We start from the raw sequence: 14,050 nt of genomic DNA on the forward strand, positions 1-14,050 counted from the left end.
CAAGGTGCATTGAATCGACAAGGATCGTTTGTCATGAAAGTCAGTTCCTGCCTGTTCAATTCGCTCATGCTCAGCGCCGGTGTCGGCCTGCTGGCCCCGCTGCTGCAGGCCGGCGAGCGTGTTGAAGAGGCTCAACCAGCGCCGGTGGAACTGGACACCGCGTTCGTTACGGCCAGTGGCGCTGCCACGGACCTTCGGGATGCGCCAGCCAGTGTCAGCGTCATCACCCGCGAGGAAATCGAGCGCCAGCCAGTCTACGACCTCAACACCCTGCTGCGCCGTGTGCCGGGGGTGACCGGAGGTTTCGGACCGGTGGGCGAGCAGTCGAAAATCAAGCTGCGGGGCCTGGACGACAAGTACACGCTGATCCTGGTGGACGGCAAACGGGTCGGCAGCTCCGCCGACCTGAGCTATCGCCGTGACCTGGCGCGCCAGGACCTGAACTGGATCTCGCCGAACATGATCGAGCGCATCGAGATCGTGCGCGGACCGATGTCATCGCTGTATGGCTCGGATGCCATGGGCGGGGTGATCAATATCATCACGCGCAAGGTGTCGCGGACCTGGACCGGTTCGGCCAGCACCCATATCACCGTGCCCAAGGATTCCGACCGCGGCCAGACCACCCAGTACAGTGTGAATTCGTCGGGCCCGTTGACCGAGTCCCTGGGGCTGCGCCTGGGGGCCAACGTCACCCGGCGGGCGGCGGATGAGGTCGAGGCGCGACGCGATGCCCGAGGCGACTTCATGTACGACGACGGCGCCGGCGGCTCCAAGGACCAGAGCATGAATGCGCTGCTGGACTGGCAGATCAACGAAGAGCAGAGCCTGTCGTTTGAGGCGGTGCATGGCGTTGAGCATTCCTGGTCGTCGAAGAAGACCTTTGGTGATTGGGGCGAAACCGTAGGTGGCGCCTTCGGCCCCAGCCGCCTGACCCGCGACAGCTACATCCTGTCCCACAGTGGCGACTGGAGTTTCGGCACCTCGAAGCTCGATGCCTACCTGAACAGGTACCGCAACGACCTTGAGGTGGGTAAAGCCAACTCCGAAGAGAAGATCGTCGAAGGCAGCCTCAACCTGCCCTTCGAACTGCTGGTGGACCAGCGCCTGACGCTGGGCGGGCAATGGAAGCGTGAGGAACTGACCAACACCGATACCCTCGGCACTGTGCCGGTGGATTACCGGGGCACGCCGGTCAGTGGCTCGACCTTGAAGGGTGATTACTCGGCGGCCTTTATCGAGGACGAGCTGTTCCTGCTGGACAACCTGTCACTGACCCTGGGCAACCGTTTCGACCACAGCGACAAGTACGGCAACCACAACAGCCCGCGGGCGTATGTGGTCTATCACCCGCACCCGGACTGGACCGTGCGTGGCGGTGTGTCCAAGGGCTTTCGTGCGCCGAGCCTGAAGGAGGGCAGTGCGGGGGCGGCGACCGAGTCTGGTGGCCGTGGTTGTGGTTCGTTGCGTCCGTTGGGCTATGTCACTGGCAGTTGCTGGATGGCGGGTAATCCGAACCTGAGACCGGAAACCAGCACCAACAAGGAAATCGGCGTTTCGTTCGACCATGACGGCTGGGAGGCCGGCCTGACCTACTTCCACACCGACTTCACCGACAAGATCGAATATGGCCCGCTGGGTCAGTATCAGGGGCGCTGGTGGACCATGCTGGAAAACGTCGACAAGGCCCGCACTCGTGGCTGGGAAGGCACCGCCCGGGTGCCGCTGGGGGATTCCGTGACGTGGCGCAGCAACGCCACCTACATGCTGGAAAGCAGGAACCTGAGCACCGGCGAAGATCTGATCAGCTCGCCCAAGCTGTCGGCATTCAGCGCGCTGGACTGGCAGATCAACGACCGCGTGAGTACCGAACTGTCGGCGCAGCACGTCGGCAAGCAGCGGGGCATGGGCAATGACTTCGTGCAGTCCTACACCACCTACGACCTGACGGCGAACCTGGCGCTGACCAAGTGGCTGACCTTGAACGGTGGGGTACAGAACCTGATGGACAAGGACCTGCGGGACGGATCGACCAACTTCTACGTGCCCGGTCGGGCGTTCTTCGCGGGGGCGACCACCTATTTCTAGGGGCGCGGGATAGAGCGGGGGAGTTCAGCCCCATTGCGCGGCAATGGGGCTGAGGGGGATTACACGTTGAAGCGGAAGTGCATCACGTCGCCGTCCTTGACGATGTATTCCTTGCCTTCCAGGCGCCATTTGCCGGCTTCCTTGGCACCGGCTTCACCCTTGAACTGGATGAAGTCGTTGTAGGCGATGACTTCGGCGCGGATGAAGCCCTTTTCGAAGTCGGTGTGGATCACGGCGGCTGCTTGTGGCGCGGTGGCGCCGACGCGCACGGTCCAGGCGCGAACTTCCTTCACCCCGGCGGTGAAGTAGGTCTGCAGGTTGAGCATTTCGTAGCCCGCGCGGATCACCCGGTTCAGGCCAGGCTCTTCCAGGCCCAGGGCTTCGAGGAACATGTCCTTTTCTTCGCCGTCTTCAAGCTCGGCGATTTCCGCTTCGATCTTGTTGCAGACCGGCACCACCACGGCGCCTTCTTCTTCGGCGATGGCCTTGACCACGTCCAGCAGCGGGTTGTTCTCGAAGCCGTCTTCGGCAACGTTGGCGATGTACATCACCGGCTTGGTGGTCAGCAGGTGGAAGCCGCGGATGATCTGCTTCTCGTCGCTGCTCATGTCCTTCATCAGGCTGCGGGCCGGCTTGCCTTCGGTGAAGTGGGCGATCAGCTGTTCCAGCAGGGCTTTCTGGGCCACGGCATCCTTGTCACCGCCCTTGGCGTTGCGGGCGACTTTCTGCAGCTGTTTCTCGCAGCTGTCGAGGTCGGCGAAGATCAGCTCCAGGTCGATGATCTCGATGTCGCGCTTGGGGTCGACGCTGTTGGACACGTGGATCACGTTGTCGTCTTCGAAGCAGCGGACCACGTGGGCGATGGCGTCGGTTTCGCGGATGTTGGCCAGGAACTTGTTGCCCAGGCCTTCACCTTTCGAGGCACCGGCCACCAGGCCGGCGATGTCGACGAACTCCATGGTGGTCGGCAGCACGCGCTCCGGCACGACGATCGCCGCCAGGGCGTCCAGGCGCGGGTCGGGCATCGGCACGATGCCGCTGTTGGGCTCGATGGTGCAGAAGGGGAAGTTCTCGGCCGCGATCCCGGACTTGGTCAGGGCGTTGAACAGGGTGGACTTGCCGACGTTAGGCAGGCCGACGATGCCGCAATTGAATCCCATGGTGTATTCCCCGAGGAGTAGAGTCAGGCCTTCTGGCTGTGCAGGTTTTTCATCGCGCGGTTCCATTCACCGGCGAAGATATCCGGCAGCACGCCGAGGGCAAAATCGATGCTGGCATCGAGTTTTTCCTGTTCGGCGCGTGGCGCACGACCCAGGACAAAGTTTGAAACCATACTGGCAACACCTGGGTGGCCGATGCCGAGCCGCAGGCGGTGAAAGGTATTCTGATTGCCGAGCTGCGCGATGATGTCCCGCAGTCCGTTGTGCCCGCCATGCCCGCCGCCGGTCTTGAGTTTGGCTGTGCCTGGTGGCAAGTCGAGTTCGTCGTGGGCCACCAGGATTTCTTCCGGCTTGATGCGGAAGAAGCCAGCAAGCGCCGCCACGGCCTGGCCGCTGCGGTTCATGTAGGTGGTGGGAATCAACAGACGAATGTCCTGACCCTGGTGACTGAAGCGCCCGGTCAGGCCGAAATATTTGCGATCGGCGACAAGGTTCACACCTTGTTTTTCGGCGATGCGCTCAACAAAAAGGGCCCCTGCGTTATGCCGGGTCTGTTCGTATTCGGCGCCTGGATTACCCAGGCCAACGATCAGTTTGATGGCAGTCACGATAGGGGCCCTTCTTTGGAGTGGTGGATAACATCGCCGCAACCGGTGCTACGGCGAAAGGGGACGACAAGAGCTTGGTTGCCTTGCGGCAAACTTCGCGTTCTCGCCCGCTTTCTCGCTACGTTCCAGTCCGCGATGTATTCCGCTCAACTCCGGCGTCAGAGTGAATTACTCTGCTGCGCCTTCTTCTTTCTCAGAAGCAACACGTGGTGCGTAGACGTTGGCTACTGCCAGGTCGTTGCCGTGTGCCAGAGCTACAAACTCAACGCCTTTAGGAGCGGTGAGGTTGGACAGGTGGATCACGGTGCCGATGTCGGTTTCTGCCATGTCGACTTCGATGAACTCAGGCAGGTCTTTCGGCAGGCAGGAAACTTCGATCTCGGTGGCTGCGCGGAAGATCTCGCCGCCTTTCTTGATCGGTGCCGCTTCGTTGATCAGGTGTACTGGAACCATGGCGGTCAGTTTCTGACCGGCAACTACGCGAACGAAGTCAGCGTGCAGTACGTGGCCTTTGGCTGGGTGACGTTGCAGGGCCTTGATCACGACGTTCTGCTTGGTGCCACCAACGTTCAGTTCGATGATGTGGCTGTAGGCAGCTTCGTTTTCCAGCAGCTTGGCGATTTCCTTGGCCAGCATGCTGATGGATTCAGGGGCTTTGTCGCCACCGTAAACTACAGCTGGAACCAGGCTTGCGAGACGACGCAGGCGGCGGCTCGCACCTTTCCCCAGGTCGGAACGCACTTCAGCATTCAGAGTAAAATCGTTCATGTTGTATCTCCAAAATAACCACATTCGCCCCAGCGTTTGCGACCAGCGCTAAAGGCGATATGGGCAAAAAAGCCCCGTCCCAACACAGGTTGGGACGGGGCGCTTTTCGTCATCGTGATGTCTTGCCAGGGATGAGCCCTAGCGGAACATCGCGCTGATCGATTCTTCGTTGCTGATACGGCGAACCGCTTCGGCAACTACCGGTGCGATATCCAGTTGGCGGATACGCGCACAGGCTTGTGCTGCAGCGGACAGCGGGATGGTGTTGGTCACCACCAGTTCGTCCAGCACGGAATTTTCAATGTTCTCGATGGCCCGACCCGACAGCACAGGGTGTGTGCAGTAGGCAAAGACCTTGGCTGCGCCATGCTCTTTCAGGGCCTTGGCCGCGTGGCACAGGGTGCCGGCGGTATCGACCATGTCATCGACCAGAATGCAGGTGCGTCCTTCGACGTCGCCGATGATATGCATCACTTCGGAGTGATTGGCTTTCTCACGACGCTTGTCGATGATCCCGAGATCAACGCCCAGGGACTTGGCCACGGCACGTGCACGCACGACGCCGCCAATGTCCGGGGACACGATCATCAGGTTTTCGAAACGCTGGTCTTCGATGTCATCCACCAGAACCGGGGAGCCGTAGATGTTATCTACCGGAATATCGAAGAAGCCCTGAATCTGGTCAGCATGCAGATCAACCGTGAGAACACGGTCGATGCCGACTACGGTAAGCATGTCAGCGACGACTTTCGCGCTGATAGCCACACGTGCGGAACGCGGACGGCGATCCTGACGGGCATAACCAAAGTAAGGAATAACAGCAGTGATACGAGTCGCTGAGGAGCGGCGGAAGGCATCAGCCATCACCACGAGTTCCATCAGGTTATCGTTGGTCGGAGCGCAAGTCGGCTGAATAATGAAGACGTCTTTACCGCGGACATTTTCATTGATCTCGGCAGTAATTTCGCCGTCGGAGAATTTTCCAACAGAGATGTCACCGAGAGGGATATGCAGCTGACGTACTACACGCCGAGCCAGATCGGGGTTAGCGTTCCCCGTAAAGACCATCATCTTGGACACGCGCAGTACCTGAAGGCTGAGGGTATACCTGGATGAGTATAGGAAAATGGCAGGGGCGGCTGGATTCGAACCAACGCATGGCAGGATCAAAACCTGCTGCCTTACCGCTTGGCGACGCCCCTGTATCTGTTGCTTCGAGTACCTGATACTCGATTCCGTTAGAGCAGACCTTGCAGCTTGCGATGCAACATCGAAACGTTGCTTCCTTTTGCTACAAACCCTGTAAGGGTCTCTGTAAGAAGGGCCGAGACTTTATCAGCTTCAGCTTTGCTTGGGAAGCCCCCAAACACACAACTTCCAGTTCCAGTCAGTTTTGCTTCGGTAAATTTACCTAACAAATTCAATGCGTTACGTACTTCTGGATAACGCCTTGCGACTACCGGAAGGCAGTCATTTCTGCTGTTTCCCTTGGGAACGGGGCGCACTTTAATGGGCGGAGTGTCACGTGTCAACAGCGGATCTGAAAAAATTTCTGCTGTACTTACAGACACTTGCGGGACCAGTACCAGATACCAGGGTTCTTCGGGATATTCAGGGGTGAGTTTTTCCCCTACACCTTCAGCGAACGCTGCACGGCCGCGTACGAAAACCGGAACGTCGGCCCCCAGGGTCAATCCCAGTGCCGCCAGGCGGTCTTCATCCCAGCCCAGTTGCCAGAGATGATTCAGTCCCAGCAGGGTCGTGGCCGCGTTGGAACTGCCGCCGCCGATACCGCCACCCATGGGCAGGATCTTGTCGATCCAGATATCGATGCCCAGGGCGCAACCGGATTGTTCCTGCAGCTTCTTGGCCGCCTTGACGATCAGGTTGCTGTCGTGAGGCACCCCCGGGAAGTCGGTATGCAGGCGAATGACACCGTCGTCACGCAGGGCGAAGGTGATTTCATCGCCGTAGTCGAGGAACTGGAACAGGGTCTGCAACTCGTGATACCCGTCTTCACGACGACCGAGGATGTGCAGCATCAGATTGAGCTTGGCCGGGGACGGCAGGGTCAGTTTTTCCATGGTCGTCACTGCCCCAGCTTACGCGGCTGCCATTCCTTGATCACAAGGGTGACGTCAAGGTCGCTGCCATGCAGTTTGATGCGTTCGGGCAGCCAGTAGCCGTTCTGCTCGGAATAGCTGCTGTATTCCACTTGCCAGCCATCTTGTTCCAGGCTGGCCAGGTGGCTGTCGCCGTCCAGGGTCAGGCGGCTCTTGCTGTCCGGGGCGGGCAGGCCGCGAACCCACCAGGCCAGGTGGGAAACCGGCAGTTTCCAGCCGAGCTGTTCTTCAAGCAGGGTTTCCGGGCTGGTGGCTTCATAGCGGCCCTGGTTGGCCACTTCCAGGCTGACCTGGCCGGGGCGCCCGGTCAGGCGAGCCGCGCCGCGACCCAGCGGGCCGGACAGGCGGATGTCGTAGTAATCCTGGCGTTGCAGCCAGAACAGCGTGCCGCTACCGGAATCCTTGGGCGCGCGAATGCCGATCTTGCCGTTGATCTGCCAGCCATCGAGGCCGGTCAGCTGATCCTTGTGCAGGCGCCATTGGGCGGGGTTGCCCTGGCCCTGGACCGACTCACGGGCGCCAAAGCCGGCGCAGCCGGCCAGCAGGGCGATGAAGCTGAAAACAATGAAGTGGCGCAAAAACATGGTCTTAAAGAGTCTCTGATCCGGTCAGGCGTTTGATGGTGTCGCGCAGGACAGGGCTATCGGGCTGGCCCTTGATGAACTTGCTCCAGATCTGCTTGGCCTCGCGCTGCTTGTCGTTGTTCCACAGTACTTCGCCCAGATGCGCGGCGACTTCCTGGTCGGGAAAGCGTTCCAAGGCCTGGCGCAGCAGGCGCTCGGCCTCGTCGAGGTTGCCCAGACGGAAGTTGACCCAGCCCAGGCTGTCCATGACCGCCGGGTCGTCCGGGGTCAATTGGTGGGCCTGTTCGATCAGCACCTTGGCCTCGGCGTAGCGAGTGGTGCGGTCCGACAAGGTGTAGCCCAGGGCGTTCAAGGCCATGGCGTTGTCCGGCTCGCGCTGGATGATCAGGCGCAGGTCTTTTTCCAGTTGCGCCAGGTCATTGCGTTTTTCCGCCTGCATGGCGCGGGTGTAGAGCAGGTTCACGTCATCGGGATATTGCTGCAGGGCTTGCTGGATGGCTTTCCAGGCACGGTCCCCCTGATTGTTCGCCGACAGGGTTTCGACTTCGACCAGGTACAGCTGGATGGCGTAGTCGGGCTGGGCATCGCGGGCGGCTACCAGGCGCTTCTGCGCTTCGTCGGTACGACCGTTGCTCATCAGGATATCGGCCTGGCGCAGTTGTGCAGGCAGGTAGTCGTTGCCCGGGCCGACCTGGGCGTACTCGATCAGGGCCCCTTGCGGATCGTTCAGCTCTTCGGCGATCCGTCCCAGGTTCAGGTGGGCGGAATCCTCGTGGCTTTCCCGGGCAATCAGGTCTTCCAGGTAGCCCTTGGCCTCTTCCCAGGCCTTGGCCTCCAGGCACACCAGAGCCAGGGAGTAACGCAGTTCGTCATCTTCCGGATACTGCTGGACCAGGCTGGAGAACTGAGTCTTGGCGTCTTCCATGCGGTCCTGCTCCACCAGCATGCGGGCGTAGGTCAGGCGCAGGCGCTTGTCGTCCGGGTACTTGCGGATGCTTTTTTCCAGCAGCGGCAGGGCTTCCTTGCCGCGGTTCAGGCTTTGCAACAGGCGGGCACGCAACAGCAGTGGAGCGACTTCGCCGTCTTCCGGCGGGTTCTGCTCCAGCAGAGTCAGGGCGTCCTTGGCGTCACCGTCCTGTTGCATCAGCAGCGCCTTGCCGAAGATCAGCTGGCTGTTGTGCGGGTGTTTCTGCAACAGCCGGTCGAAGCTTTTCATCAGGCCGTTGCGGGTGTCCTGATCGGTGTCGGCCGCCGACAGTGCAAGAAAGTCGAAATGAGTATCGCCCTTGCCCTGCAGGACCTTCTCCATATAAAGCAAGGAGTCGTCATAACGACCCGCGCGGGCCAGCTGGATGGCGGCAGCCCGTTGTGCTTCCAGGTCGTCGGGGGCGTTCCTGGCCCAGATCAGCGACGTGTCCAGGGCCGCCTGATCGGCGCCCAGGTATTCGGCGATGCGAAAGGCTCGCTCGGAAATCCCCGGATCCTGGGTGTTGATGGCCTGGGTCACGTAATTGTCCAGGGCAATGTCGAAACGATTGCGCTGACCCGCCAGTTCAGCGCTCAGCAGGCTGAAGATGGTGTCTTCACTGAACGAGGAATAAACCTTGGGCTTTTCAGGGGCGGGGGTGCTGTCTTCCACCGGCGACGTAGCGTCCGATGAAACGGGGGCCAGTGACTGGCAACCACTGAGGAAGACAAGGGCGAGGAGCAACGCGGAGGATCTATTCATATAGGAAGAGGGCGACTAACCTGCGGTCGGATCATCATGACACAAGCCTTCGGCCAAACATAACCGAGACTCAACGGGATGCCAGAACAGAGGCAGTCTATTAGGACAATAGTCGGCGGTAGTTGTTCTGCGTCGGTCGAAGTAGGACAATTGCCGGCTTCTCGACATCATCAGCGACCTTGAATGGCCTTCCTTGCACTCGGTATTAACCACAAGACTGCTTCTGTAGACGTCCGCGAGCGCGTGGCCTTTACCCCTGAGCAGTTGGTTGAGGCCTTGCAGCAGCTCTGCCGACTCACCGACAGCCGCGAAGCTGCGATCCTCTCCACCTGCAATCGCAGTGAGCTCTATGTAGAACAGGATCATCTTTCTGCGGATGTGGTGCTGCGCTGGCTGGCGGACTATCACCACCTGAGCCTAGACGAGCTGCGCGCCAGTGCCTACGTACATGAGGACGATGCGGCAGTTCGTCACATGATGCGGGTGGCCTCGGGGCTCGATTCGCTGGTGTTGGGCGAGCCGCAGATCCTTGGTCAGATGAAGTCCGCCTACGCCGTGGCCCGCGAGGCCGGCACCGTCGGCCCGCTGCTGGGGCGGCTGTTCCAGGCCACCTTCAGCGCCGCCAAGCAGGTGCGAACCGATACTGCCATTGGTGAGAACCCGGTGTCCGTGGCCTTTGCCGCGGTAAGCCTGGCGAAACAGATTTTCAGCGATCTGCAGCGCAGCCAGGCGTTGCTGATCGGCGCGGGCGAGACCATTACCCTGGTGGCCCGGCACCTGCACGACCTGGGGGTCAAGCGCATCGTAGTCGCCAACCGCACCCTGGAGCGCGCCAGTCTCCTGGCGGAGCAGTTCGGCGCCCACGCGGTGCTGCTATCGGACATTCCCCAGGAACTGGTGCACAGCGATATCGTCATCAGTTCCACCGCCAGCCAGTTGCCGATCCTTGGCAAGGGCGCAGTGGAAAGCGCGCTGAAGCTGCGCAAGCACAAGCCGATTTTCATGGTGGATATCGCCGTTCCCCGGGATATCGAGCCTGAAGTCGGCGAGTTGGACGACGTTTACCTCTACACCGTCGATGACCTGCACGAAGTGGTCGCGGAAAACCTCAAGAGCCGTCAGGGCGCGGCCCAGGCCGCCGAGGAACTGGTGAACATCGGCGCCGAGGACTTCATGGTGCGCCTGCGGGAGTTGGCGGCGGTTGACGTGCTCAAGGCCTATCGTCAACAGAGCGAGCGCCTGCGTGACGAAGAACTGCAGAAAGCCCTGCGCCTGCTGAACAATGGCTCCAGCGCCGAGGACGTACTGGCCCAACTGGCCCGCGGCCTGACCAACAAGTTGCTGCACGCGCCGAGCGTGCAGTTGAAAAAGCTTTCCGCCGAAGGTCGCCTCGATGCGCTGGCCATGGCTCAAGAACTCTTTGCCCTCGGTGAGGGCTCATCGGATAAAACCCCGTAATGAAAGCGTCACTGCTCAGTAAGCTGGACATTCTCCAGGATCGTTTCGAGGAACTGACCGCCTTGCTCGGCGATGCTGAGGTCATTTCCGATCAGGCCAAGTTCCGCACCTACTCCAAGGAGTACGCGGAAGTCGAGCCGATCGTCGCTTCCTACAAACAGGTACTCAAGGTCCAGGCTGACCTCGAAGGCGCCCAGGCGCTGCTCAAGGACAACGACCCGGACCTGCGGGAAATGGCCGCCGAGGAAGTGCGCGAGGCCAAGGAGCAATTGGCCGAGCTGGAAAGCGCCTTGCAACGCATGTTGCTGCCCAAGGACCCCAACGACGGGCGCAACGTGTTCCTGGAAATCCGTGCTGGCACCGGCGGTGACGAGGCGGCGATCTTTTCCGGCGACCTGTTCCGCATGTATTCGCGCTACGCCGAACGGCGCGGCTGGCGGCTGGAGATCCTCTCGGAAAACGAGGGAGAGCATGGCGGCTATAAGGAAGTCATTGCCCGGGTCGAAGGCGAGAACGTCTACGGCAAGCTCAAGTTCGAGTCCGGCGCGCACCGAGTGCAGCGGGTGCCGGCCACCGAATCCCAGGGCCGCATCCACACCTCGGCCTGTACCGTGGCGGTGTTGCCCGAGCCGGACGAACAGGAAGCCATCGAGATCAACCCGGCGGACCTGCGCATCGATACCTATCGCTCTTCGGGCGCCGGCGGCCAGCACGTGAACAAGACCGACTCGGCGATCCGCATCACCCACATTCCTTCGGGCATCGTGGTGGAGTGCCAGGAAGAGCGTTCCCAGCACAAGAACCGGGCCCGGGCCATGTCCTGGCTGTCGGCCAAGCTCAATGACCAGCAGACCAGTGCCGCGGCCAATGCCATCGCCAGCGAGCGCAAGCTGCTGGTGGGCTCGGGGGATCGCTCCGAGCGTATCCGCACCTACAACTTCCCTCAGGGCCGGGTCACCGATCACCGGATCAACCTGACCCTGTATTCCCTGGACGAAATCCTCGCCGGGGGCGTCGAGGCCGTGATTGAACCGCTGCTGGCCGAGTATCAGGCCGATCAACTTGCGGCATTGGGTGAGTAAATGACCATCATCGCCAGCCTGCTGCGTGCAGCTCAATTACCCGATTCGCCGACGCCGCGCCTGGATGCCGAGCTGCTCCTGGCGGCGGCCCTGGGCAAGCCCCGCAGCTTCCTGCACACCTGGCCGGAGCGCATCGTGCCCAGCGAAGCCGCGCTGCTGTTCGCCGAATACCTGCAACGACGTCGTTCCGGCGAGCCGGTGGCCTACATCCTCGGGCAACAGGGCTTCTGGAAGCTGGATCTGGAAGTGGCACCGCACACCCTGATTCCGCGTCCCGACACGGAGCTGCTGGTGGAAGCAGCGTTGGAGTTGCTGCCCGCGACTCCGGCCAAGGTCCTCGACCTGGGCACCGGTAGCGGCGCGATCGCCCTGGCCCTGGCCAGTGAGCGTCCGGCCTGGAAGGTCACTGCCGTGGATCGGGTGCTGGAAGCCGTGGCTCTGGCCGAGCGCAACCGCCAGCGCCTGCAGCTGGACAACGTCACGGTGCTCAGCAGCCACTGGTTCAGCGCGGTCGAGTCCCAGCGTTTCCAGTTGATCGTCAGTAATCCTCCCTACATCGCCGAGGCCGATCCTCATCTGGCGGCCGGCGATGTGCGCTTCGAACCCGAAAGCGCCCTGGTGGCGGGCAAGGACGGTCTGGACGATCTGCGCCTGATCGTCGACCAGGCCCCGCGGCACCTGGAGGCCGGTGGCTGGCTGATGCTCGAGCATGGCTACGATCAGGCTGGCGCGGTGCGCGAATTGTTGACGGCCCGAGGCTTTGTCGAAGTCCACAGCCGGGTCGACCTGGGTGGTCATGAACGCATCAGCCTCGGGTGCCTGCCGTGCTGACCGATCAGGAGCTGTTGCGCTATAGCCGGCAGATTCTGTTGCAACACGTCGACATCGACGGCCAGTTGCGCCTCAAGCAGAGCCGGGTACTGATAGTCGGCCTCGGTGGCCTTGGGGCCCCGGCGGCGCTGTACCTGGCGGCGGCCGGGGTCGGCGAGTTGCACCTGGCCGACTTCGACAGCGTCGACCTGACCAACCTGCAACGCCAGATCATCCACGACAGCCAGAGTGTCGGGGTCGGCAAGGTGGATTCGGCCATCAGCCGGTTGTCCGCCCTCAACCCGGAAATCCGCCTGGTGCCCCATCGCCAGGCGCTGGATGTCGACAGCCTGGCCGCCGTCGTGGCCGCGGTGGACCTGGTGCTTGATTGCACCGACAACTTCAGCACCCGCGAGGCGGTGAACGCCGCGTGCGTGGCAGCCGGCAAGCCCCTGGTCAGCGGCGCGGCGATTCGCCTGGAAGGGCAGTTGTCGGTGTTCGACCCAAGGCGTCAGGAAAGCCCTTGCTACCACTGCCTGTACGGGCATGGCAGCGAAACCGAACTGACCTGCAGCGAGGCCGGAGTGCTCGGTCCGCTGGTGGGCACCGTGGGCAGCCTGCAAGCGCTGGAAGCCCTGAAGCTGCTGGCCGGGTTTGGCGAGCCTCTGGTGGGCCGACTGTTATTGATCGATGCCCTGGGCACGCGTTTTCGCGAGCTGCGCGTCAAGCGTGATCCCGGTTGCAGCGTCTGCGGAGTTCAGCATGAGTGAAGCGCCCATTGCGGTGTTCGATTCCGGTGTCGGCGGTCTGTCGGTGCTGGCGGAAATACAGCACCTGCTGCCCAACGAATCGCTGCTGTACTTTGGCGATTGCGGGCATATCCCCTACGGCGAAAAGACCCCGGAGTTCATTCGTCAGCGTTGTGCCCTGATGGCGCGCTACTTTCGCGAACAGGGCGCCAAGGCTCTGGTCCTGGCCTGCAACACCGCGACCGTGGCTGGGGTGGCCGACCTGCGCGGCGATTACCCGGATTGGCCCATCGTCGGCATGGAGCCTGCGGTCAAGCCCGCGGCGGCGGCGACCCGCAGCGGGGTGGTCGGGGTGCTGGCCACCACCGGCACCTTGCAGAGTGCCAAGTTCGCCGCCTTGCTCGATCGCTTCGCCGCGGATGTGAAAGTGGTCACCCAGCCCTGTCCCGGCCTGGTGGAAATGATCGAAAACGGCGACCTCGACAGCAGCGCTCTGCGGCAACTGTTGCAGGGTTATGTCGAACCGCTGCTGGCGGCCGGGTGCGACACCATCATCCTGGGGTGCACCCACTATCCGTTTCTCAAGCCGGTGCTGTTGCAGATGCTGCCGGCCCATATCAGCCTGATCGACACGGGCGGCGCCGTTGCCCGGCAGTTGCAACGCCTGCTGGATGAGGGCCAGCTGCGGGCCCGGGGCCCGGCCCGCGAGACACGTTTCTGGACCAGCGGCGACGTCCCGCACTTTGTCCAGGTATTGCCGCTGCTGTGGAAAGGCCCTGGCAGCGTTCAGCGTTTCCAATTGTGAAGAAAACGTGAAAAACCCTCGGCCGTAGCTGAACTTCTGAGCGCGTGTGGGCTTCTATAACTTTTCCAGAAGGTTGTACAAGACCA

At 61.6% G+C, this 14,050-nt stretch carries 13 protein-coding genes and 1 tRNA gene; 6 read left to right on the top strand and 8 right to left on the bottom strand.

Features of this window, described 5'->3' with window-relative positions; translation table 11 throughout:
- Positions 1 to 33 precede the first annotated feature (33 nt).
- Entirely contained in the window at positions 34 to 2,088 is a 2,055-nt protein-coding gene (locus DNK59_RS00350; protein WP_110721939.1) for a TonB-dependent receptor domain-containing protein, read from the top strand.
- A 59-nt stretch (positions 2,089 to 2,147) separates the two neighbouring features.
- Here the strand turns inward: DNK59_RS00350 and ychF are convergent, their stop codons facing one another.
- From ychF to DNK59_RS00390, 8 genes are all read right to left on the bottom strand, one after another.
- Entirely contained in the window at positions 2,148 to 3,248 is a 1,101-nt protein-coding gene (ychF, locus tag DNK59_RS00355) for a redox-regulated ATPase YchF (RefSeq protein WP_092310326.1), read from the bottom strand.
- Between the two features lie 23 nt (positions 3,249 to 3,271).
- Positions 3,272 to 3,856, bottom strand: coding sequence for an aminoacyl-tRNA hydrolase (gene pth, locus DNK59_RS00360; RefSeq protein WP_092310330.1), 585 nt, complete (start codon positions 3,854 to 3,856; stop codon positions 3,272 to 3,274).
- A gap of 168 nt (positions 3,857 to 4,024) precedes the next feature.
- Positions 4,025 to 4,624 (bottom strand): 50S ribosomal protein L25/general stress protein Ctc, encoded by a 600-nt coding sequence (locus tag DNK59_RS00365; RefSeq protein ID WP_110721940.1) that lies wholly within the window; start codon positions 4,622 to 4,624, stop codon positions 4,025 to 4,027.
- Positions 4,625 to 4,762: 138 nt separating this feature from the next.
- Complete coding sequence (locus DNK59_RS00370; RefSeq protein WP_003171603.1) at positions 4,763 to 5,704, bottom strand: ribose-phosphate pyrophosphokinase; 942 nt, start codon at positions 5,702 to 5,704, stop codon at positions 4,763 to 4,765.
- Between the two features lie 47 nt (positions 5,705 to 5,751).
- A tRNA-Gln gene (locus DNK59_RS00375) sits at positions 5,752 to 5,826 on the bottom strand.
- A gap of 36 nt (positions 5,827 to 5,862) precedes the next feature.
- On the bottom strand, positions 5,863 to 6,708 hold the full coding sequence (gene ispE / locus DNK59_RS00380; RefSeq protein ID WP_092310336.1) for a 4-(cytidine 5'-diphospho)-2-C-methyl-D-erythritol kinase: 846 nt from the start codon (positions 6,706 to 6,708) through the stop codon (positions 5,863 to 5,865).
- 5 nt (positions 6,709 to 6,713) lie between these two features.
- A complete protein-coding gene (gene lolB, locus DNK59_RS00385) occupies positions 6,714 to 7,331 on the bottom strand; it encodes a lipoprotein insertase outer membrane protein LolB (RefSeq protein ID WP_092310339.1) in 618 nt (205 codons plus the stop codon).
- 4 nt (positions 7,332 to 7,335) lie between these two features.
- A complete protein-coding gene (locus tag DNK59_RS00390; RefSeq protein ID WP_110721941.1) occupies positions 7,336 to 9,060 on the bottom strand; it encodes a tetratricopeptide repeat protein in 1,725 nt (574 codons plus the stop codon).
- A 183-nt stretch (positions 9,061 to 9,243) separates the two neighbouring features.
- Between DNK59_RS00390 and hemA the strand changes: the two genes are divergently transcribed.
- From hemA to murI, 5 genes are read left to right on the top strand one after another with little or no spacing between them, the layout of a single operon-like run.
- A complete protein-coding gene (hemA, locus tag DNK59_RS00395) occupies positions 9,244 to 10,518 on the top strand; it encodes a glutamyl-tRNA reductase (protein ID WP_092310344.1) in 1,275 nt (424 codons plus the stop codon).
- Positions 10,518 to 11,600, top strand: coding sequence for a peptide chain release factor 1 (gene prfA, locus DNK59_RS00400; RefSeq protein ID WP_060841025.1), 1,083 nt, complete (start codon positions 10,518 to 10,520; stop codon positions 11,598 to 11,600). The genes hemA and prfA overlap by 1 nt, the downstream gene beginning before the upstream one ends.
- The gene (gene prmC, locus DNK59_RS00405; protein ID WP_110721942.1) at positions 11,601 to 12,431 is read left to right on the top strand and encodes a peptide chain release factor N(5)-glutamine methyltransferase; all 831 of its coding nucleotides are present in this window, start codon (positions 11,601 to 11,603) and stop codon (positions 12,429 to 12,431) included.
- Positions 12,425 to 13,180, top strand: a complete 756-nt coding sequence (locus DNK59_RS00410) for a molybdopterin-synthase adenylyltransferase MoeB (RefSeq protein WP_092317034.1) — start codon at positions 12,425 to 12,427, stop codon at positions 13,178 to 13,180. Before prmC ends, DNK59_RS00410 begins: the two co-directional genes overlap by 7 nt.
- A complete protein-coding gene (gene murI, locus DNK59_RS00415) occupies positions 13,173 to 13,964 on the top strand; it encodes a glutamate racemase (RefSeq protein ID WP_110721943.1) in 792 nt (263 codons plus the stop codon). Before DNK59_RS00410 ends, murI begins: the two co-directional genes overlap by 8 nt.
- Positions 13,965 to 14,050: the final 86 nt, after the last annotated feature.

The organism is Pseudomonas sp. TKO26 (assembly GCF_003225665.1).
In the GTDB taxonomy this organism is placed as follows: domain Bacteria; phylum Pseudomonadota; class Gammaproteobacteria; order Pseudomonadales; family Pseudomonadaceae; genus Aquipseudomonas; species Aquipseudomonas saponiphila.

Excerpts from the sequence above, each read along its gene's own strand:
- prmC (WP_110721942.1), top strand. The coding sequence starts at position 11,601 with ATGACCATCATCGCCAGCCTGCTGCGTGCAGCTCAATTACCCGATTCG.
- DNK59_RS00390 (WP_110721941.1), bottom strand. The coding sequence starts at position 9,060 with ATGAATAGATCCTCCGCGTTGCTCCTCGCCCTTGTCTTCCTCAGTGGT.
- DNK59_RS00365 (WP_110721940.1), bottom strand. The coding sequence starts at position 4,624 with ATGAACGATTTTACTCTGAATGCTGAAGTGCGTTCCGACCTGGGGAAA.
- lolB (WP_092310339.1), bottom strand. The coding sequence starts at position 7,331 with ATGTTTTTGCGCCACTTCATTGTTTTCAGCTTCATCGCCCTGCTGGCC.
- hemA (WP_092310344.1), top strand. The coding sequence starts at position 9,244 with ATGGCCTTCCTTGCACTCGGTATTAACCACAAGACTGCTTCTGTAGAC.
- murI (WP_110721943.1), top strand. The coding sequence starts at position 13,173 with ATGAGTGAAGCGCCCATTGCGGTGTTCGATTCCGGTGTCGGCGGTCTG.
- DNK59_RS00350 (WP_110721939.1), top strand. The coding sequence starts at position 34 with ATGAAAGTCAGTTCCTGCCTGTTCAATTCGCTCATGCTCAGCGCCGGT.
- prfA (WP_060841025.1), top strand. The coding sequence starts at position 10,518 with ATGAAAGCGTCACTGCTCAGTAAGCTGGACATTCTCCAGGATCGTTTC.
- ychF (WP_092310326.1), bottom strand. The coding sequence starts at position 3,248 with ATGGGATTCAATTGCGGCATCGTCGGCCTGCCTAACGTCGGCAAGTCC.
- ispE (WP_092310336.1), bottom strand. The coding sequence starts at position 6,708 with ATGGAAAAACTGACCCTGCCGTCCCCGGCCAAGCTCAATCTGATGCTG.